The organism is Rhodococcus sp. IEGM 1370 (assembly GCF_033142325.1).
In the GTDB taxonomy this organism is placed as follows: Bacteria; Actinomycetota; Actinomycetes; order Mycobacteriales; family Mycobacteriaceae; genus Rhodococcoides.
Genome location: NZ_JAWLRY010000014.1, coordinates 84,368 through 102,803, shown reverse-complemented (window position 1 = coordinate 102,803; position 18,436 = coordinate 84,368). Strand labels below are relative to the sequence as shown.

Below are 18,436 nucleotides of genomic sequence, written 5' to 3'. Positions count from 1 at the left end.
ATCGGCGAGTTTGCGGGAAGCGGTACCGAGGTACGCGTCCAAACGAGGGCCGAGCGTCGCTCGCCCTTCGCGGAACAGTTAATCTGCTACCCAGGCACTACTGTCGATACGATCTTCCGCACAACACCGAGCAGAGCGATTACAAGGGGTCGAGAGTTGAGCGTCAGCAATGACAAGGGATACGGAAACGGCGTCCCGAACACGATTTCATCGATACCTCTGACCGATGTCGATGCCCGCACCCCTGGTAGCGCCAGCATCGGAAACCTCGTCAAGGACGCCACCACCCAGGTCTCGACGCTCGTGCGCGCCGAAGTCGCCCTCGCCAAGGCCGAGGTCACCGGTGAGGTCAAGAAGGGTCTGCAGGGCAGCGTCTTCTTCATCATCGCCCTGACGGTTCTGCTGTTCAGCACCTTCTTCTTCTTCTTCTTCGCGGCCGAGCTGCTCGACGTGTGGCTCTACCGTTGGGCCGCATTCCTCATCGTGTTCGCGTTCATGGTGTTGGCTGCGGCGCTGTTCGGATTCCTCGGCTACCGCAGGGTCAAGAAACTGCGCAAGCCCGAGAAGACCATCGACTCGCTCAAGCAGGCGTCGACGGTGCTGCCGAACCAGCACGATTCCATCCCCGGGGTTCCCGGCTACAAGAAGTAGTAGCCCGGGCGAATCGAGCAGTATGAATCAGCCCGATCCGTCCACGGTCCGGTATCCGGGACAGTGGATCCATCGCGACATCCACGCCAACGGAATCCGGTTCCACGTCGTCGAGGTCGGCGAACATGCACCGGACGCACCGCTGGTGGTCCTGCTGCACGGCTTCGCCGACTTCTGGTATTCGTGGCGACACCAACTTGCCGCACTCGCTCGGTCCGGCGTCCGGGCAATCGCCGTCGACCTGCGCGGTTACGGTGACTCCGACAAGCCCCCACGCGGATACGACGGGTGGACACTGGCCGGCGACATCGTCGGACTGGTTCGCGCTCTGGGATACCCGCACGCCACCTTCGTCGGTCACGCCGACGGCGGTCTCGTCTGCTGGGCCAGTGCGGCGTTGCACCCCCGCTTGGTGAGCTCGATGGTGCTGATCAACGCACCGCACCCCATCTCGCTGCGGCGAGCGGTGTTGAAGGATTCGGCGCAGCGCGCCGCGTTGCTACCGCACTTCGTTCGCTACCAAATTCCGCTGCGCCCGGAGCGGCTGCTGACCCGTCGAGGCGGAGCCGCGGTGGGCGAGTTGATGAGCAGCCGCGCCGGCTCACAATGGCAGCGGACAGACGATTTCACGGACACCACGGCAAAGATGCAGTCCGCCATCCGAATTCCGGGTGCCGCTCACTGCGCACTCGAATATCAGCGGTGGGCGTTCCGCAGCCAGTTCCGCGCCGAAGGACGACGCTTCATGGCCGCCGTGGACGTCCGTACCTCGATTCCCGTCGCGCAGATCAGCGGCGACCTCGACCCGTACGTGCTGCCCACCACCCTCGATCGCGATCGGCACTGGGCACCCGGGCTGACGCGTCGAACAGTGCGCGACGTGGGGCATTACGTCCACCAGGAAGCACCCGACGTGGTGTCCGAGGAGATTCTGCGGGTCGTGCGCGAAATCTGAACGCGCCCGAGGACGGGCGGCGGGGGTCACCGCATGGTGACGACGACCTTGCCGCTTCCCCGCTCGGCCACGGCGTGGGCGTCGGCGATCTGGGCGAACGGCAGAATGTGGTCGACCCGGGGTACATAGATTCCGCGCCGGCCCAGCTCGGAAGCGCGCTCCACTAGATGAGACTCGTTGCGAGCGTCGATTTTCTGCGCACCCAGACGTTCGGCACCCTCGGCGTCCAGGACGGTCACGACGCGTGCGGGGTCGCCCACCAACGTGATCAGGTCCGCCGACAGAGACGACGGTGCCGTGTGAACAGCCGCGTCCACCCCGGCGGGCGCGAGGAGGGCGACCCGTTCGGCAAGCCCCGGCCCGTAGGTGGTCGGCCGTACGCCGAGGCCGATCAAGTAGTCGTGGTTGTGCTCGCTTCCGGTTCCGATCACATCGGCCCCCGAGTCTTTGGCGAGAACACTCAGGGCTGTGCCCACTGCTCCGGAAGCGCCGTCGATCAGTACGGTCTTCCCTTCCAGGCTCCCGAAAACCTCGAGAGCCTCGATGACCGCGGATGCCGTGCTCGACGCGAGCCCGGCGGCTCCTGCCTGCTCGATGCTCCAGTTCGGGGGTGCGCTGCTCCACGCGGTGAGTACTGCATGGTGCGCGGTGGTGTCACTGATCCCACCCACGCCGAACACGACGTCTCCGACCTGCGTGCCGACAACCCCCGGCCCGACCTCGTCGACCACTCCGGCCGCGTCACGGCCCGGGATGGCGGGCAGATCGAGCGGCAGCACATCACTCAAACGACCGGAGCGCAGCAGATAGTCGATGGGGTTGATGCTCACAGCTCCGACCTCGATGCGAACGGTGCTCGCCTCCGCGTGGGGTTCGGGTGCGTCCTCGACGACGAGGACTTCGGGGGCACCGTAACGGTGGTATCGCGCTGCTTTCATGTGCTTCTCCGTACTACGCATCGGGTGCGGGATTACTTCCCGCGGAAAGTAATCTACCTGATAATACTTTCCGCAGCAAGCAACGGTATTGTGTAACCCGTGTCCGATGCCCAGAACCTCTCGCCTCAGGAAGACCGAACCTGGTCTCTACTCGTGGGAGTGATGATGTGGCTACCGGGCGCCCTCGACGCGTACCTCGGCCACGAGCACGGCCTCACTCACGCGGAGTATCAGGTTCTGCGTTGGTTGTCGACGAGCGAGGAAAGCGACGTCCACATGACTCAGCTGGCCGCAGGTGCAGGCGTCACGCCCTCACACCTGTCGCGCATCGTGACCAGGATGGAAAAGAAGCTGTGGGTCACTCGACGAAGCGATTCCGAGGACGCGCGACGAACAGTGGCACGGTTGACCGACGCCGGCTCGCAGGCGGTGGACCGCATCGAGCCCGGGTACGTGCAGCAGGTCCGCCGACGGGTTTTCGAGCAGCTCGGCCCCGGCCGGATCGACCAGCTCGAGCAGCTGGCCGAAGCGATCCTGACCCCACTCAGACAAGATTGCGTGCATCTGTTGCCCAGCCGGGTTTCGCCAGGCCCTGACGACTAGACGATGCAGTCGCCCGTGGCCACGGGTACCGGCGCATCGAAGCTCTGCGCGAGTTCGTCCGCGATCTCCGTCGCCGTCAGCACGAACCCGGTGTCGGGGTCGTCGACGGCGGCACCGAACACCACTCCGAGTACCTCACCGGACGAGTTGACCAGTGGTCCACCGGAATTGCCTTGACGCACCGATCCGCGGACGGTGTACACCTCACGCTGGACGGTGCCCGCGCGGTAGATGTCCGGGCCGCTGAGGTTGATGATCTCTCGGATCCGTGCCGGGCTCGCCGTGTACGGTCCCCCGCCGGGGTAGCCGAGCACGATGGCGTCGGTTCCGGACTCGGCCGGTATCGGCGCGAACGGCAACACCGGTGCCTGAAGCTCCGAAACCCGAAGCACCGCAATGTCTTCTTCGGGGTCGAACAGGACGACGTCGGCCACCAGGGGTCCGTTCGGCGAATCCACGGTCACCTCGGAGGTACCTGCGACGACGTGGGCGTTGGTCATCACCAGATCCGACCCGACGACGAAGCCCGACCCTTCGAGCGCCTTCTGGCAGCTGGGCGCGACGCCGTTGATCTTGATGACGCTCGATTGGAGCTGCACGGGAATCGGCCCCGCGGCGATCCCGGAATCGGGTGCGGCCACATTCGCGACCGGGGTGCGACCGAACGGCCCGATAACGTCCGGCAGCCCGGAGGTGTCGAGTAGAGCCGAGAATTCCTCGGGTACCTGCCGCAGCCAATCGGGTGCCACTTCGTCGACCTGGCCGAGCACGGCCGATCGTCGGACTGCGCTGGCGACCTCGGGTTGCGAGGATGACGTCAGCGGAATGGCGAGCAGCCACGCGGCGGCGAGCACCGCGACGGCCTGCAGCCCGGCACCGATGGTGCTGTCGACGGATCGCGCTGCCCGCGAATGGATTCCGCTCCGCAGCGCCCTCCCGAGCACCATGCCGGCAACTTCACCGACGATCACCAGCATCACGATCAACGCGATCCCGACGAACACCCGTGTTCGCGAACCGTCGACATGCTCCAGCACGTGCGGTGCCACCAGAATTCCGGCAACGGCTCCGAGAACGACACCGAGAAACGCCAGTGCCGACGCCACCGCACCCTGCCGCCATCCCGACGACGCTGCCAGCAGTGCGATGGCGATCACCGCGATATCGACCCACCCTGAACCCGTCACCGATCGAGCCTCGCTCCTACCGCAGTCAAGCTGGCCTCCAGATCGCGTATGTCCCCCGTGTCCCACTCGGGCTCCCAGCCCGACACAGCCAGCAGACCCGCCAGAATACCGCCCGTGAAACCCCACACCAGCATTCCCTGCACCGCGAACGCCGGGCCCTGGTAGCCGGCGGGGTGACGCACCTGAAATCGATTGTCCGGATCGAGCAACTCGCGCAACGGAACTCGCACCACTCGCTCGGTCTCACCTGGGTCGACGACGCGCACCGGGCTGGGCTGCTTCCAGTAGGAGAGCACCGGAACCACGTCGAAGCGCGACGGCGGAACGTAGATGCCGGGCATCGTCGCCAGTGGCACGACGCCGGCCGGATCGAGTCCGGTTTCCTCCTGAGCCTCGCGCAGTGCGGTGCCGATCGGGCCGTCGTCGCCCGGGTCGGTGGCACCGCCGGGGAAGGCGATCTGCCCGCTGTGATCGCGCAACGTCGACGCGCGCTGGGTGAGCAGAACGTCGGCGTCGGCGGGCAGTCCGCCGGAGGCGGTCGGATCAGCGCCGGCCGTACCGCCGAACAGCACCAGCACGGCGGCGGACCGCGTCCGGTCCGCCGGCGGTGCCTGACGCTGCAGAACGGGATTGATGCCGGTGGTGTCGGTCAGCCCGCCCGCCCTGCCTGCGACGTCGAGCATGCGCCCGAGCCAGTCGGGTGCACTCACGAATCGATCCCGAGGTTCACCCGCACGGCGTCGGCGATGTCGTCGACGCTACGGAAAGGTTGTGGCAGCACCTTGGCGACAGTGCCATCTGCAGATATCAAAACGGAAACGGGCAGCACGTTCGGTGCTCCCACGGCGGCGACGACGCGGCCTGCGCCGTCCTGAACTCCGGGCAGAGTGATGCCGTAGTCGGTGAGCCGCGTCAGACCGTTGGCCTCGTTGGCGTCGTTGTGGACCGTCAAGACCTCGATCTGCTCGCCCGCTCGTTCGGCATATTGCTGCAGGTAGGGCAGCTCTTCGGCGCACGGCCCGCACCAGTACGCCCAGATGTTGAGCAGGGCGGGTCGGCCGGCGAGCACCTGGCCGAGGTCGACGTACGAACCGTCGCCGATGCATTCGAGTGTGATGCCCGTCAGCGGGCCGGCCGCAGCACCCGATGCCGCCGGGCAGGCGGCGAGGCCGGCGTCGCGCCGCAGTGGTGCGAGGGCCTCGGGGGTGTCGGCTGCGCGCCGCTCCTCCGCGGACGGTGCTCGCTGCCCGAGGCCGGGAGAGTCCGTCGGCTGTGCGGTCGGTGCGCCGTCGTTGCGGGGCCACAGCGCGTAGACCATCACGACCACCAGGATCAGAGCGACCAGTGACCACCGCAGAGCGGACTTGTTCACGACACGATTCCGGCAAGAGCGAGGAGGTGATCGGTTTCCGGGCCCTTCACAAGAGCGGCTGCGGTTGCCGGATCGGTGGGACCTGCCCCGAACGACGGGCAGTCCTTGGCGAGGACGCACACCCCGCAGGCCGGCGTTCGGGCATGGCAGACGCGACGGCCGTGAAAGATGACTCGATGCGAGAGCAGCGTCCACTCCTTGCGCTCGATGAGGGCGCCCACGGCGTGCTCGACCTTGACCGGGTCTTCCTCCTCGGTCCACTGCCAGCGACGCACCAGCCGACCGAAGTGGGTGTCGACGGTGATTCCGGGCACGTCGAAGGCATTGCCGAGAACCACGTTGGCCGTCTTGCGGCCGATTCCGGGAAGCGTGACGAGGTCCTTCAGCGTCGCCGGGACCTCACCGTCGAAGTTCTCGAGCAACTTCTGCCCGAGTCCGATCAGCGAGTTGGCCTTGTTGCGATAGAAACCCGTGGTGCGGATGAACTCCTCGAGTTCGGTGCGGTCCGCCTCGGCATAGTCGCGGGCTGTGCGGTATCTCACGAACAACGCCGGGGTGACCATGTTGACGCGCTTGTCGGTGCACTGCGCGGACAGGATCGTCGCGACGGCGAGTTCGAGTGGTGTGGTGAAGTCGAGTTCGCAGTAGACGTGGGGGAAGGCCGTGTTCAGCGTCCGGTTCATTCGCCGAGCTCGGCGCACGAGGCCGAGATGAGTCTCCTGGCGTTTGCGCACGTCGGAGCGTTTCGGAGCTGTCGAATCCACTCCCCAACTGTACGGACAAGAATGCGTAACGTTCCTCGGGTCGGCAGCGGACCGTGTTTGTATCGAGATCTTTTCGGTGTTAACTGGCCGATATGCAAGGACTCGCCGTGGTGCTCTTTCCGGTACTACTCATGCTCTTCGCACTCGCGATGGAACGCGTCGAGTTCCGGCTCAGCAAGCTCGGCGTCCGGGAACAGGAAGTGCAGGAGTTCCTCGATCAAGCGAGCAAGTCCGAGGTCGCCACTCTGGCGAACGAGGGCTTCCCGCACGCATTGGCCCGGTTCAACACCCGCAAACGCCGCCAGACCCCGCCGCGGACCATCGACACGCGCGACGGCCTGGCCGACCAACGAGCAAGTTGAGCGCGCGTTTCGTCCCATTGGTCGTAATTTGGATGAATTTCGGGTGAACGGGAACACACGCCCGAGTCCTCTGGCAACCTGTGGTGGCGTCGATCACTCGGTTTTCACCGACTCGAAGTAGACTCCCCTGAGGTAATTGTTGTGTTTGATCATCGGATCGGCGTCGACGCCTGAACTGCACCGCAGTTCGGTGCATGGCACGAACTGAGTACAAACGCTTTCGGTGGTGCGGGTTTCCGCGACACCGACATCCCAAAAGGAGCGCAAGTGGACGACGTCCTGGCACGGGCCGGCATCTTCCAAGGAGTCGAACCCTCTGCGGTTGCGGCACTGACGAAGCAGCTGCAGCCTGTCGATTTCCCCCGTGGGCACGTGGTGTTCAACGAGGGTGAGCCCGGAGACCGGCTCTACATCATCGTTTCGGGCAAGATCAAGCTCGGGCGACGCTCCCCCGACGGCCGCGAGAACCTGCTGACGATCATGGGACCGTCGGACATGTTCGGTGAGTTGTCGATCTTCGACCCCGGCCCCCGCACGTCCTCAGCCACCACGGTCACCGAGGTGCGCGCGGTCAGCATGGACCGTGCTGCGCTCAAGGACTGGATCGATCAGCGCCCCGAGATCGCCGAGCAGCTGCTGCGTGTATTGGCTCGCCGGTTGCGTCGCACCAACAACAACCTGGCCGACCTCATCTTCACCGACGTTCCCGGACGTGTCGCGAAGGCGCTGCTCCAGCTGGCCCAGCGCTTCGGCACCCAGGAAGCGGGCTCGCTTCGCGTGACCCACGACCTGACACAGGAAGAGATCGCTCAGCTCGTCGGTGCCTCGCGCGAGACCGTCAACAAGGCACTGGCCGACTTCGCACACCGCGGCTGGCTGCGCCTCGAAGGCAAGTCCGTGCTGATCTCGGACTCCGAGCGTCTGGCACGCCGAGCTCGCTAGGCCGAGTTCGGTCGAGACAGCAGCTCGCTAGCTCTCGCGGAGGTAGGCCAGCTGCGTCTTGACCGACATCCGCGCAGCCGGCCACAACTTCTTGTCCACGTCGGAATAGACGTGCCGTACCACCTGCATCGGTTTCGCGTTCTCGCCGATCTCGGCGAGCGCCGAGCGAACCTGATCCAGCCGCTGCCGACGGTGGGCGCGATACGCTCGCGCCACCTCGGCGGTGTCCGGCAACTCCGGCCCGTGCCCGGGAAGTACCGTCTTCCCCGCGCCGGCCGCTTCGAGCCGGTCCAACGACTGCAGATAGTCCGCGAGCGAACCGTCCTTCGGGTCCAGCACCGTCGTGCCGCGACCGAGGACGGTATCTCCTGTCAGGATCGCGTCGTCCAACACGAAACTCACCGAATCCGCGGTGTGACCGGGCGTGTGCAGAACCTCGATGCGCAGCCCGGCTGCCTCGATGACCTCCCCGTGGGCCAGCGTTGCGCCGCCCCCGTGCAGGAACTTCTCCCCTACCGCTCGCACCGGAGCCTTCGTCTTTCGGTGAAACCGCTTCAGCCCAGCAGTGTGATCGGCGTGGCGATGGGTCACCAGCGTCAGCACCACCGTGCCCGACGCGGCGACGGCGTCGAGATGGGCTTTGTCCTTCGGCCCGGGATCGACCACGATGCACTCGTCCGACCCCGGCGCCTGCAGAATCCAGGTGTTCGTCCCGTCGAGCGTCATCTTGCCCGGGTTGTCGGCGAGCAGAACCGAGGCGGTGGGCGTCACCTGCCGGAGAAGTCCGTACGCGGGATGCTGGGGGTTCGAGTCGGCCATGAAAGTACTGTAGGTCGCCTTCTCCACGCGGTGTCCGGGAGGACTACCGTCGATATTCATGAAGGTCGGACTCGTCGGAGCTGGGCCCTGGGCCCGTAAGACTCAAGCCCCCTCGCTACTCGCCCATCCCGCCACCGACTTCGCCGGAGTATGGGCGCGCAGACCCGAAGCGGCAGCCCAGCTGGGGGCACCGGTCTTCGAATCGTTCGACGACCTGCTGGGCGCCGTCGATGCGGTGGCGTTCGCGGTACCACCGGCCGTGCAAGCCGGATACGCACTCCGCGCGGTGCAGGCGGGCAAACATGTGTTGCTGGACAAGCCGATTGCCGCAACAGTGGCCGAGGCCGAAGAACTGGCCGCGGCAGTGACGGCAGCAGGCGTCCGCTCGATGGTGACGCTGACGCTCCGGTTCGCCCCGGAGACAAGGCAATTCCTCGACGAGGTCGCCGGACGACCGTGGGCAGCGGGCTCGGGAACCTGGTTCTCCGGTGCCGTCCTCGGCGGGGCGTACGCGAACTCGCAGTGGCGACACGACGACGGGGCGATCCTCGACATCGGCCCGCACGTGTTCGATCTGCTCGACGCCGCACTGGGAACCATTGTCCGCGTTGCCTACTCGCACCGCGAGGTGGCGTCGGACAGTTGGACCGTGGTGCTCGAGCACGAGGGCGGCGCAACGAGCACCGTGCAGTTGTCGCTGCGGACGCCGATCATGCCGTCCCTGATGCGCATCGAGCTCAGCGGCACCGACGGTATCGCCACTCTGACCGATCGATCCACCTCGTCGACCGACTGCTTCGCCGTCCTGCTGGACGAATTCCTCGAGTCGGTCGACAAGGGTGTCGATCACGAATGCTCGGTACACCGAGGCCTACACCTGCAGAAAGTGATCAGTGCGGCTGCCGCCCCAGTGGCGTGGTTGAGTGCCCCAGAGGGCACCTAGCCACACCACTGCGCGTCAGCGCAGTTCGACGATGAGCTCCACTTCCACCGAAGCACCGAGTGGCAGTTCGGCGACACCCACGGCCGAGCGCGCATGCTTGCCCGCATCACCGAAGATCTCACCGATGACGTTCGACGCCCCGTTGATCACCCCGGGCTGGCCGGTGAATCCCGGAGCGGAGGCGACGAAGCCGACCGCCTTGATCACTCGGGCCACCGAATCGATGCCGACGAGCGCGTGCACGGCGGCGAGCGCATTCAGCGCGCAGAGGCGGGCCGCTGCGGTGGCGTCCTCAGCGGTGACGTCGCCGCCGACCTTGCCCACCGACGTCAGGTTTCCGTCCACGATCGGCAACTGGCCGGAGGTGTGGACGAGCGAGCCCACCTGCACCGCCGGGACGTAGGCCGCCAGCGGCGGGACGACGTCGGGCAGCTCGATGCCCAGCTCGGATAGTCGTTCGCTCCAATTCGCCACGCGCGCTCAGACCTTCGGGCGCTTGAAGTACGCGACCAACGTGTCTCCGCCGTTGGGCCCCGCCATGATCGTGACGAGCTCCCAGCCCTCGGAGCCGTAGTTGTCGAGAATCTGCTTGGTGGCGTGAATCAGGACCGGCGCGGTGAAGTACTCCCAGATGATCTTTTCGCTCATGACTGGTGAGCCTATCGTTCGGTTCCACCGGCGCGGTGCCGGAACTACAGTCGTCGCATGGATCGGCTCGATATCAAGGACGCCATCTATCACTTCGCGCGTGACCGCGGTGATTCTCGAGACCAGTTCTCACTGACGGCATTCGACTCGGTCGAACGCCCCGCGCCCTCGTTCGACGAGATCGTCGCCCACGTGGAGGCCCGCGCACCGCTGGTCCCCGGCCTGGGACTGCGGCTTCGGGAGGCACCGCTGAATCTGGACTATCCGCGATGGGTACCCGATACGTCCCCGCTGTCCGAACGAATGTCGGATCACGATCTCGGCGGTGCGCCCTGGGCCGACTTCGAGATCTTGATGGGCGACCTGCTCCGCACTCGTCTCGATCTCCGAGAGCACTCCTGGCACCTGCACGTGGTCCGTGGAATCGGTTCTGCTCCGTTGGTGCAGGGCGCGGTGACGGTGGTGATACTGCAGGTCGGGCACGCCCTGACCGACGGGCTGGGCGTATCGAGGATGGTTCGCGCACTCTTCGAACCACAGTCCGCGACAGGTGCGGCGCCGTCGCCGAATCTCACTGCCGAGCGGGAGAACGCCGTTCTCGGTGCGGTGTTCCGGGCACCGGTCGATCTCGTTCGATCACGGTGGGAGGCCCGTCGAGCTGTTCGCGCCTACCGGGGGTCGCAGCCCGGCCCGCCGTCGGTGCCGGCCACGGCGCTGAACCGGGCCGTGGGGCCGTATCGAGTCGTTCGCATAGTCCCCATGCAGAAGACGGAAGTCCGCGCGGGTGCCGCTTCGGTGACGGTGTCCGCTCTGTGTGCAGTCGGCTCGTGCCTCGATCGATATCTCGGCGACGGCGACGAGCCGCTGTCCGCGACCGGAGGCACCGTCGCGGCGTTCGTCCCGATGGCCCTACCGCGCGACGTGGAGTGGCCGGCAGCGAATCGAGCGGTGGTCGGAACGGTCGACCTCCACGTCGGAGAACCCGATATCGCGAAGCGAGCCGAGCTGATCACTCGGTCGCTCGCGGCCGAACGAGCCAGAGTGACGGCTGCACCGCTGCTCCGCGTCGCGCGCGCGGACGAGCGAGTGCCTGCACCGATCGTCCGGTTCGTACAGGGACGCCGATTCCGACAACACGACCGCTCTCCGTCGCACGTCGGTGCCCAGACGACCGTCGTCAGTGTCGACCGTGGCCGCGCGGACCTCGAGCTGTGTGGTGCCGTCGCGCGTTTCTCGGCAGGCTTTCCGTTCCTCGAAGACGGCCGGTGTCTCAATCACGGAATCTTCGGCCTGGGCGACGTGGTGACGATCGCGATGGTCGCCTGTCCCGACGCAGTACCGAATCTCGACGCGTACACCCAGGGATTGGTCGACCGACTCCGCCGACACTCCGAGCAGAGTTAGACACTTCGGTCGGACGCCCGGGGACGACCTCTATATGGTCGGGGTGTGGGCATAGCGAACGAAGAGGGATGGCCGGCGAAGGCAGATGCCGCGCGGCTGCATTTCGTATCCGGTAAGGGTGGGACCGGCAAGACGACGGTCGCTGCCGCATTGGCCCTGGCGCTCGCAGCCGGTGGTCGACGGGTGTTGCTGGTGGAGGTCGAGGGCAGGCAGGGCATCGCGCAGCTGTTCGACGTGCCGCAGCTTCCGCCCAAGGAGACACGCGTCGCCTCGGCGGACGGCGGCGGCGAGGTCTACGCACTGGCCATCGACATCGAGACCGCGTTCCTCGAGTACCTCGAGATGTTCTACAACCTCGGCTTCGCCGGCCGCGCGATGCGCAAGATCGGTGCCATCGAGTTCGCGACGACCATCGCACCGGGTCTGCGCGACGTGTTGCTGACCGGCAAGGTCAAGGAATGTGTGGTGCGGACCGACAAGAAGGGCAACCGGGCCTACGACGAGATCGTCGTCGACTCGCCGCCGACCGGACGCATCGGCAACTTCCTCGACGTCACCAAGGCCATGGCCGACCTGGCCAAGGGCGGACCGGTTCGTTCGCAGAGCGAGGGCGTGGTGCGGTTGCTGCACTCGGCCGACACCGTCGTGCACCTGGTGACACTGCTCGAGGCACTGCCGGTGCAGGAGACGGCCGACGCGGTGCGTGAGCTCGAGGCGGCAGATCTTCGACTCGGCGCGGTCATCGTCAATCGCACCGAACCGACGTACCTGCCCGCCGAGTCGCTCGAGGCCATCGCCGAGGGCGAGATCGATGCCGTCGCCATTCAGGACGGTCTCGCCAAAACCGGAATCACGCTCTCCGAGGCGGACTTCGCGGGGTTGCTCACCGAATCGATCGAGCACGCGGCAACGCTCTCGGCTCAGGTGGAGAGCGCAACCACGCTCGACGAACTCGACGTCGCGCGGATGTCGCTGCCGATGTTGGCCGATGGTGTCGATCTCGGCGGCTTGTACGAGCTCGCCGCCAAGCTTGCAGAACAGGGTGTCCGATGACTCGACCAGTAGCAACCGAACTCGATGTCGACCGCATCCTGACCGATCCCACGTCGCGGATCGTCGTCGTCTGCGGGGCAGGCGGAGTCGGCAAGACCACCACCGCGGCCGCGATGGCGCTGCGCGCTGCCGAGCAGGGCAGGCGGGTGGTGGTGCTGACGATCGATCCGGCCCGTCGCCTGGCTCAGGCTCTCGGTCTCGGTGATCTCGACAACAGCCCGCAGCCGGTGAAGTTGGGTGCCGGCGCCAAGGGTGAACTGCACGCGATGATGCTGAACATGCGACGCACGTTCGACGAGATGGTCATCGAGCACTCGACGCCCGAGAAGGCCGAGCAGGTGCTGGCCAATCCGTTCTATCAGACTGTGGCGTCGTCTTTTTCGGGCACGCAGGAGTACATGGCGATGGAGAAGTTGGGGCAGTTGTCCCTGGACTCGTCGTGGGATCTGATCGTGGTGGACACTCCGCCGTCGCGCAATGCACTGGACTTCCTCGATGCGCCGCAGCGACTCGGCTCGTTCCTCGACGGCCGTTTCATCCGGCTGCTCACCGCTCCCGGCCGCGGCATCACCCGCGTGGTCACCAGCGCGATGAGCTTGGCCATGCGCGGCGTCTCCACCGTGATCGGTAGCCAAATGCTCTCCGACGCATCAGCTTTCGTGCAATCGCTGGATTCCATGTTCGGCGGGTTCCGCGAGCGGGCGACGCGTACCTACCAGCTGCTTCGCGAGGACGGCACCAGCTTCCTCGTCGTCGCTGCCGCAGAACCCGACGCGCTGCGCGAGGCGGCCTTCTTCGTCGAGCGCTTGTCTGCGGAGAAGATGCCCCTGGCCGGGTTGGTGGTGAACCGGACGCACCCGACGCTGTCGTCGGTGCAGGCGGATCACGCCGCAACGGCGGCCGATCTACTCGATCGGATCGACGACCCGGGTGCGGATCTGACCGCCGCTGTCCTCCGGATCCACGCTCAGCGCGCCGTCACGGCAGCGCGTGAGGTGCGGTTGCTTCGCCGGTTCACCGGTGCGCACCCCCGCGTGCCCATCGTCGGTGTTCCGTCATTGCCGTTCGAGGTCTCCGACCTCGCCGCGCTGCGTGCAGTGGCCGATCAGCTGACTCGCAAAGGCTGATTCGGCCCTGCCGGGCAGGCGGCTAGATGGCCGCTTGCTGCTGACGCTGGGTCTCGAAGAACTCGGACCAGGAGTCGACCTCGGGGTGCTGCTTGAGCAGCGCCCTGCGCTGGCGTTCCGTCATGCCGCCCCAGACACCGAACTCGACTCGATTGTCGAGGGCATCCGCACCGCACTGCATGAGTACCGGGCAGTGCCGGCAGATGGTTGCGGCCTTGCGCTGCGCTGCACCCCGGACGAAGAGCTGGTCCGGGTCAGTGCCCTTGCAACGGGCGTGCGACACCCAGGCGATGCGTGCCTCGGCTTCTTCTACATCGAGTCGCGTCGGCGCGGTTGTCGTGTGCATGCGGATACCCCTTTGCGTTGCGGACGTCCTCGCTGGACGTCCCGGAGGCTCGAAGCGGTTTGTACCTCGTCAGGCGAAGCACAAATTCTAGGAGCTGCCCCACATTCATTATCAAGTGTTATGCGAATCACACCGTGCTCATAATTTAGGTAAAGCGAGCCCCGAATGCAAGACGGCGGGGTCACATTTCTGGTACGGCCGTCCCGAGCAGGGGCGCAGCACACGGCGCATGCAGGCCTCTGCCGGTCCGAGCCACACCCACGTACGCTGTGCTCTGTGTCAGTTGGAAAAACCGTGGCGAAGCTCGCCGGATGTTCAGCACTCGCCGGTGCATTGCTCGCCGGCGTGATGTTCCCCTTGGCCGGTGGGTTCGGGTACGCCTCCAACCGCGCCGCCGATACCGTCGACAACGTCTCGGCCGAGTTGGTCGAGGGCGCAGTGCCTGCCGTCTCGACGATGACGGACGTCAACGGCACGCCCATCGCCTGGTTGTACGAGCAGCGCCGATTCGAGGTGCCGAGCGACCAGATCTCCAACGAGATGAAGCTCGCCATCGTCTCGATCGAGGACCGCCGCTTCGCCGAACACCAGGGCGTGGACTGGCAGGGCACGCTCCGAGCGTTCCTGACCAACACCACCAGCGGGCAGGTCGAGCAGGGCGCATCCACCATCGATCAGCAGTACGTGAAGAACTACCAGCTGCTCGTGGTGGCCAAGACCGACGCCGAGCGCCGAGCGGCCATCGAGACGACGCCCGCTCGCAAGATCCGCGAGATCCGCATGGCGTTGACGCTCGACAAGGAACTGACCAAGGACGAGATCCTCACCCGGTACCTCAACCTCGTTCCGTTCGGCAACGCGTCCTTCGGCATCCAGGACGCCGCCCAGACCTACTTCGGTATCGATGCGAGCCAGCTCAGCGCCGTCCAGGCCGCGATGCTCGCAGGCATGGTGCAGTCCAGCTCCGCACTCAACCCGTACACCAACGAGGAGGGCGTGCTCGAGCGCCGGAACACCGTGCTCGACACGATGATCCAGAACCTGCCCGAACGCGCCGACGAGCTCGCTGCGCTCAAGTCGGAGCCGCTCGGTGTGCTGCCCGTTCCCCAGACCCTGCCCCGCGGATGCATCGCGGCAGGCGACCGCGGATTCTTCTGCGACTACGCACTGCAGTACCTGGCCGAGGCGGGAATCAGCCAGGAACAGATCGACAAGGGCGGGTACCTCATTCGCACGACGCTCGACCCCGCGGTACAGAACTCCACCAAGGCCGCCCTGGTGGAGAACACCAGCCCGAACCTCGACGGCGTTGCCACCGTCATGAACGTCGTCGCACCGGGCCAGGACCAGCACCGAGTTCTCGCCATGGGCAGCAGCCGCACCTACGGCCTCAATGCCGACGACGACGAGACGGTGCAGCCGCAGCCGCACTCGTTGGTCGGCAACGGAGCGGGCTCCATCTTCAAGGTCTTCACCACCGCCGCGGCGATGGAGCGCGGGCTGGGTACCAGCGCGACGCTGCAGGTGCCCAGGCGCGTCGAGGTCAAGGGCGTCGGCGACGGCGGTGCACGGAACTGCCCGGCAGCGACCTACTGCGTCGAGAACGCGGGCAACTACCCGGCGTCGCTGTCCATCACCGACGCGTTGGCGCAGTCCCCCAACACCGCGTTCGTCAAGCTGATCGAGTCGGTCGGCGTCACCCCGACCGTCGACATGGCCGTTCGTCTGGGCCTGCGGTCGTACAACGACCCCGGCTCGTCGGGCACCGACCAGTCCATGGCCGATTTCCAAAAGGATCAGAATCTCGGCTCGTTCACCCTCGGACCGACCTGGGTGAACCCGCTGGAGCTGTCCAACGTGGCTGCCACCTTGGCCTCGGGTGGCATGTGGTGCCCACCCACCCCCATCGACTCGATCTTCGACCGCGACGGCAAGCCCGTTCCGGTTGCTCACCAGGCGTGTGAGCAGGTCGTCGAGCCCGGACTGGCGAACACCCTCGCCAATGCCATGAGCAAGGACGATCAGCCGGGCGGCACGTCCGCCGCAGCGGCCGGCTCCGCCGGCTGGACCCTGCCGATGGCAGGCAAGACCGGCACCACCGAGTCGAACAGGTCCTCCGGCTTCCTCGGGTTCACCAACAACTACGCCGCCGCCGTGTACACGTACGGCGACTCACCGACGCCGAGCGAGATCTGCTCGTTCCCGCTGCGCCCATGCAGCTCGGGCAACCTGTACGGCGGTAACGAGCCGGCTCGAACGTGGTTCGACGCCATGACACCGATCGCCACCAACTTCGGACCCGTCGCGTTGCCGCCCGTCGACCAGAAGTACGTCCGCGGCTCGGCCAACGGCCAGGTACCCGACGTCACCGGCCAGAGCCAGTCGTCGGCGACATCGACCCTGCAGGGCGCAGGCTTCCAGGTGACGGTGGCCACCACGGCCGACCAGGCGGCTCGCGGCACCGTGGTGTCGACGTCCCCGTCGGGTTCGGCGGTCCCCGGATCGAACATCACGATCTACGTCAGCGACGGTTCGGTTCGACCTGCGCCGGCTCCGGCACCCGCGCTGCCGAACATCCAGATCCCGGACCTACCGCCGGGCATCCAGATTCCGGCGATCCCTGGGATCACGGCACCTCGCTGAGCGGCTCCGCCGCATGTGAGCGGAACCTCGTAGTCCACTACGAGGTTCCACTCACATCGATTGTCACAGGCGGTCTTTGACAGCCTTCGACAGTCGCGATCCGTCGGCCTTGCCTGCGGCGAGTCCCGACGCGATCTTCATGACCTGGCCCATCTGCTTCATCGCCGGTCGCTCACCGAGGTCTTCGGCGACCTGCGCGATGGCGGTGTCGACGATGTTCGCCAATTCCTCGTCGGTCAAGGGCGTTGGCAGGTACTCGTCGATGATCTGTGCTTCGGCGCGCTCGTTCGCAGCGAGTTCGCCGCGGCCGTTCTGCGTGTAGATCTCGGCCGATTCGCCGCGCTTCTTCGCTTCCTTGGCAAGCACTTTGAGAACGTCGTCGTCGGTCAGATCGTGGGCCTCCTTGCCGGAGACCTCCTCGGTCTGGATGGCGGCGAGAATCATGCGCAGCGTTGCCAGGCGGAGCTTGTCCTTCGCCTTCATCGCTGCGGTGAGGTCGGTTCGGAGGCGGGCCTTGAGTTCGGACATGGCGGAAACGCTACGCGGCACAGTCCTCGGCTCGCACGTCCATATCCGGTTGCTGCCGTATCGTGGATGAGGTGTCCGCACAATTCAGTCCCTCGTTTCTCAGCACGTCGACGCAACTGCGCAGTGCCTCCACACAACTGTGCAGCGCGTCCTCGCAACTGCGCTCTGCTGCAGAGCAGGCGCGCGACGCCGTCAGAGCAGCACCGCTGAAGAGTTCCGTGATCGGAACGGCGGGCGCGGCGGCGTTGGGTCTCGGATACGCCACACTCATCGAACGCAATGCGTTCACGCTGCGCGAGACGTCGATGGCGGTGCTCGAGCCGGGTTCGGCGACGCTGCGCGTGCTCCACATCAGCGACCTGCACATGATGCCCGGCCAGCGGATGAAGCAGAACTGGTTGCGTGAGCTGGACCGCCTCGAACCCGATCTGGTCGTCAACACCGGAGACAATCTCTCGCACCAGCGCGCCGTGCCCAGCGTCGTGCAGGCGTTGGGGCCGCTGCTGGCTCGGCCGGGTTTGTTCGTGTTCGGTAGCAACGACTACTTCGCGCCCAAGCCGAAGAACCCGTTCAAGTACTTCGACAAGAACCACAAGCGCACCACCGGCGACTCGTTGCCGTGGCGCGACCTGCGGGCCGCGTTCTCCGAGCGGGGCTGGCTCGACGTGACGCATGTGCGTCGCGAGCTCGAGGTGGCCGGGGTACGGATCGCGTCGGCGGGCGTCGACGACCCCCATCTGAAGCGCGACCGCTACGACACCATCGCCGGCCAGCCCAATCCCCTCGCAGACCTTCGTCTGGGCATCACGCACTCCCCGGAGCCGCGAGTGCTGGACAAGTTCGCTCAGGACGGATACGACCTCGTCCTCGCCGGGCACACCCACGGCGGCCAGCTGTGCCTCCCGTTCTACGGCGCGCTGGTGACGAACTGCGAGATCGACCGTTCGCGGGTCAAGGGCCCGTCCAAGTGGGGCGCGCACACCCAGCTGCACGTCTCCGCGGGCATCGGAACGTCGCCGTACGCGCCTGCGCGGTTCTGCTGCCGCCCCGAGGCCACCCTGATCACGCTGACTCCGGCCCCGAGAACGGGTCCGAAAAACGTCTCCGACGAGGGCGTTTCGCGTTCCGAGGCAGTCGTGAGTTAGACTTCT

21 protein-coding genes are annotated in these 18,436 nt (G+C 66.2%); 11 read left to right on the top strand and 10 right to left on the bottom strand.

Features of this window, described 5'->3' with window-relative positions:
• Window positions 1–156: 156 nt before the first annotated feature.
• Window positions 157–651 carry a phage holin family protein gene (locus R4P47_RS17350; protein ID WP_068054119.1) on the top strand — a complete coding sequence of 165 codons (495 nt, stop codon included), beginning with the start codon at window positions 157–159 and terminating at the stop codon, window positions 649–651.
• 22 nt (window positions 652–673) lie between these two features.
• Complete coding sequence (locus R4P47_RS17345) at window positions 674–1,606, top strand: alpha/beta hydrolase (protein WP_317785301.1); 933 nt, start codon at window positions 674–676, stop codon at window positions 1,604–1,606.
• Window positions 1,607–1,632: 26 nt separating this feature from the next.
• Here R4P47_RS17345 and R4P47_RS17340 read toward each other — a convergent pair whose 3' ends face one another.
• Window positions 1,633–2,544, bottom strand: a complete 912-nt coding sequence (locus R4P47_RS17340; RefSeq protein ID WP_317785300.1) for an NADP-dependent oxidoreductase — start codon at window positions 2,542–2,544, stop codon at window positions 1,633–1,635.
• Between the two features lie 99 nt (window positions 2,545–2,643).
• Here R4P47_RS17340 and R4P47_RS17335 point away from each other — a divergent pair, with 99 nt between their 5' ends.
• Window positions 2,644–3,147, top strand: coding sequence for a MarR family winged helix-turn-helix transcriptional regulator (locus R4P47_RS17335; RefSeq protein ID WP_317785299.1), 504 nt, complete (start codon window positions 2,644–2,646; stop codon window positions 3,145–3,147).
• On the opposite strand, the gene marP is transcribed toward R4P47_RS17335, so the two are convergent.
• From marP to nth, 4 genes are read right to left on the bottom strand one after another with little or no spacing between them, the layout of a single operon-like run.
• Complete coding sequence (marP, locus tag R4P47_RS17330; RefSeq protein WP_317785298.1) at window positions 3,144–4,334, bottom strand: acid resistance serine protease MarP; 1,191 nt, start codon at window positions 4,332–4,334, stop codon at window positions 3,144–3,146. The genes R4P47_RS17335 and marP overlap by 4 nt on opposite strands.
• Window positions 4,331–5,017, bottom strand: coding sequence for a CoA pyrophosphatase (locus R4P47_RS17325; RefSeq protein ID WP_317785318.1), 687 nt, complete (start codon window positions 5,015–5,017; stop codon window positions 4,331–4,333). The genes marP and R4P47_RS17325 overlap by 4 nt, the downstream gene beginning before the upstream one ends.
• Before the next feature lie 23 nt (window positions 5,018–5,040).
• The gene (locus R4P47_RS17320; protein WP_317785317.1) at window positions 5,041–5,652 is read right to left on the bottom strand and encodes a TlpA disulfide reductase family protein; all 612 of its coding nucleotides are present in this window, start codon (window positions 5,650–5,652) and stop codon (window positions 5,041–5,043) included.
• Window positions 5,653–5,702: 50 nt separating this feature from the next.
• Entirely contained in the window at window positions 5,703–6,389 is a 687-nt protein-coding gene (gene nth, locus R4P47_RS17315) for an endonuclease III (RefSeq protein ID WP_317785316.1), read from the bottom strand.
• Window positions 6,390–6,562: 173 nt separating this feature from the next.
• Between nth and R4P47_RS17310 the strand changes: the two genes are divergently transcribed.
• Window positions 6,563–6,832: a hypothetical protein gene (locus R4P47_RS17310; protein WP_068054099.1), complete on the top strand. Its 270-nt coding sequence runs from the start codon at window positions 6,563–6,565 to the stop codon at window positions 6,830–6,832.
• A gap of 267 nt (window positions 6,833–7,099) precedes the next feature.
• Window positions 7,100–7,774, top strand: coding sequence for a Crp/Fnr family transcriptional regulator (locus R4P47_RS17305; RefSeq protein WP_027494494.1), 675 nt, complete (start codon window positions 7,100–7,102; stop codon window positions 7,772–7,774).
• Between the two features lie 27 nt (window positions 7,775–7,801).
• Here R4P47_RS17305 and R4P47_RS17300 read toward each other — a convergent pair whose 3' ends face one another.
• Entirely contained in the window at window positions 7,802–8,593 is a 792-nt protein-coding gene (locus tag R4P47_RS17300) for an MBL fold metallo-hydrolase (protein ID WP_317785297.1), read from the bottom strand.
• A 58-nt stretch (window positions 8,594–8,651) separates the two neighbouring features.
• Between R4P47_RS17300 and R4P47_RS17295 the strand changes: the two genes are divergently transcribed.
• Entirely contained in the window at window positions 8,652–9,536 is an 885-nt protein-coding gene (locus tag R4P47_RS17295; protein WP_317785296.1) for a Gfo/Idh/MocA family oxidoreductase, read from the top strand.
• A 15-nt stretch (window positions 9,537–9,551) separates the two neighbouring features.
• On the opposite strand, the gene R4P47_RS17290 is transcribed toward R4P47_RS17295, so the two are convergent.
• Together R4P47_RS17290 and R4P47_RS17285 are read right to left on the bottom strand one after the other, a co-directional pair.
• The gene (locus R4P47_RS17290; protein WP_068054093.1) at window positions 9,552–10,010 is read right to left on the bottom strand and encodes a RidA family protein; all 459 of its coding nucleotides are present in this window, start codon (window positions 10,008–10,010) and stop codon (window positions 9,552–9,554) included.
• Between the two features lie 6 nt (window positions 10,011–10,016).
• The gene (locus tag R4P47_RS17285) at window positions 10,017–10,184 is read right to left on the bottom strand and encodes a DUF4177 domain-containing protein (RefSeq protein ID WP_094638696.1); all 168 of its coding nucleotides are present in this window, start codon (window positions 10,182–10,184) and stop codon (window positions 10,017–10,019) included.
• A gap of 57 nt (window positions 10,185–10,241) precedes the next feature.
• On the opposite strand from R4P47_RS17285, the gene R4P47_RS17280 reads away from it, so the two are divergent.
• From R4P47_RS17280 to R4P47_RS17270, 3 genes are read left to right on the top strand one after another with little or no spacing between them, the layout of a single operon-like run.
• A complete protein-coding gene (locus R4P47_RS17280) occupies window positions 10,242–11,588 on the top strand; it encodes a wax ester/triacylglycerol synthase domain-containing protein (RefSeq protein WP_317785295.1) in 1,347 nt (448 codons plus the stop codon).
• 45 nt (window positions 11,589–11,633) lie between these two features.
• Entirely contained in the window at window positions 11,634–12,641 is a 1,008-nt protein-coding gene (locus tag R4P47_RS17275) for an ArsA family ATPase (protein WP_068054088.1), read from the top strand.
• Window positions 12,638–13,768: an ArsA family ATPase gene (locus R4P47_RS17270; RefSeq protein WP_094638698.1), complete on the top strand. Its 1,131-nt coding sequence runs from the start codon at window positions 12,638–12,640 to the stop codon at window positions 13,766–13,768. The genes R4P47_RS17275 and R4P47_RS17270 overlap by 4 nt, the downstream gene beginning before the upstream one ends.
• Window positions 13,769–13,790: 22 nt before the next feature.
• Here the strand turns inward: R4P47_RS17270 and R4P47_RS17265 are convergent, their stop codons facing one another.
• Window positions 13,791–14,114 (bottom strand): WhiB family transcriptional regulator, encoded by a 324-nt coding sequence (locus tag R4P47_RS17265; protein ID WP_008712729.1) that lies wholly within the window; start codon window positions 14,112–14,114, stop codon window positions 13,791–13,793.
• Window positions 14,115–14,408: 294 nt separating this feature from the next.
• On the opposite strand from R4P47_RS17265, the gene R4P47_RS17260 reads away from it, so the two are divergent.
• The gene (locus R4P47_RS17260; RefSeq protein WP_149407339.1) at window positions 14,409–16,757 is read left to right on the top strand and encodes a penicillin-binding protein; all 2,349 of its coding nucleotides are present in this window, start codon (window positions 14,409–14,411) and stop codon (window positions 16,755–16,757) included.
• Window positions 16,758–16,820: 63 nt separating this feature from the next.
• Here R4P47_RS17260 and R4P47_RS17255 read toward each other — a convergent pair whose 3' ends face one another.
• Window positions 16,821–17,285, bottom strand: a complete 465-nt coding sequence (locus R4P47_RS17255) for a GatB/YqeY domain-containing protein (RefSeq protein ID WP_032395267.1) — start codon at window positions 17,283–17,285, stop codon at window positions 16,821–16,823.
• 206 nt (window positions 17,286–17,491) lie between these two features.
• Between R4P47_RS17255 and R4P47_RS17250 the strand changes: the two genes are divergently transcribed.
• The gene (locus tag R4P47_RS17250) at window positions 17,492–18,430 is read left to right on the top strand and encodes a metallophosphoesterase (RefSeq protein WP_231893981.1); all 939 of its coding nucleotides are present in this window, start codon (window positions 17,492–17,494) and stop codon (window positions 18,428–18,430) included.
• The last annotated feature ends 6 nt before the right edge of the window (window positions 18,431–18,436 follow it).

Coding starts and splice junctions, on each gene's coding strand:
- R4P47_RS17345 (WP_317785301.1), top strand. CDS start 674: ATGAATCAGCCCGATCCGTCCACGGTCCGGTATCCGGGACAGTGGATC.
- R4P47_RS17340 (WP_317785300.1), bottom strand. CDS start 2,544: ATGAAAGCAGCGCGATACCACCGTTACGGTGCCCCCGAAGTCCTCGTC.
- R4P47_RS17325 (WP_317785318.1), bottom strand. CDS start 5,017: ATGCTCGACGTCGCAGGCAGGGCGGGCGGGCTGACCGACACCACCGGC.
- R4P47_RS17320 (WP_317785317.1), bottom strand. CDS start 5,652: ATGGTCTACGCGCTGTGGCCCCGCAACGACGGCGCACCGACCGCACAG.
- nth (WP_317785316.1), bottom strand. CDS start 6,389: ATGAACCGGACGCTGAACACGGCCTTCCCCCACGTCTACTGCGAACTC.
- R4P47_RS17310 (WP_068054099.1), top strand. CDS start 6,563: ATGCAAGGACTCGCCGTGGTGCTCTTTCCGGTACTACTCATGCTCTTC.
- R4P47_RS17300 (WP_317785297.1), bottom strand. CDS start 8,593: ATGGCCGACTCGAACCCCCAGCATCCCGCGTACGGACTTCTCCGGCAG.
- R4P47_RS17295 (WP_317785296.1), top strand. CDS start 8,652: ATGAAGGTCGGACTCGTCGGAGCTGGGCCCTGGGCCCGTAAGACTCAA.
- R4P47_RS17285 (WP_094638696.1), bottom strand. CDS start 10,184: ATGAGCGAAAAGATCATCTGGGAGTACTTCACCGCGCCGGTCCTGATT.
- R4P47_RS17280 (WP_317785295.1), top strand. CDS start 10,242: ATGGATCGGCTCGATATCAAGGACGCCATCTATCACTTCGCGCGTGAC.
- R4P47_RS17270 (WP_094638698.1), top strand. CDS start 12,638: ATGACTCGACCAGTAGCAACCGAACTCGATGTCGACCGCATCCTGACC.
- R4P47_RS17265 (WP_008712729.1), bottom strand. CDS start 14,114: ATGCACACGACAACCGCGCCGACGCGACTCGATGTAGAAGAAGCCGAG.
- R4P47_RS17255 (WP_032395267.1), bottom strand. CDS start 17,285: ATGTCCGAACTCAAGGCCCGCCTCCGAACCGACCTCACCGCAGCGATG.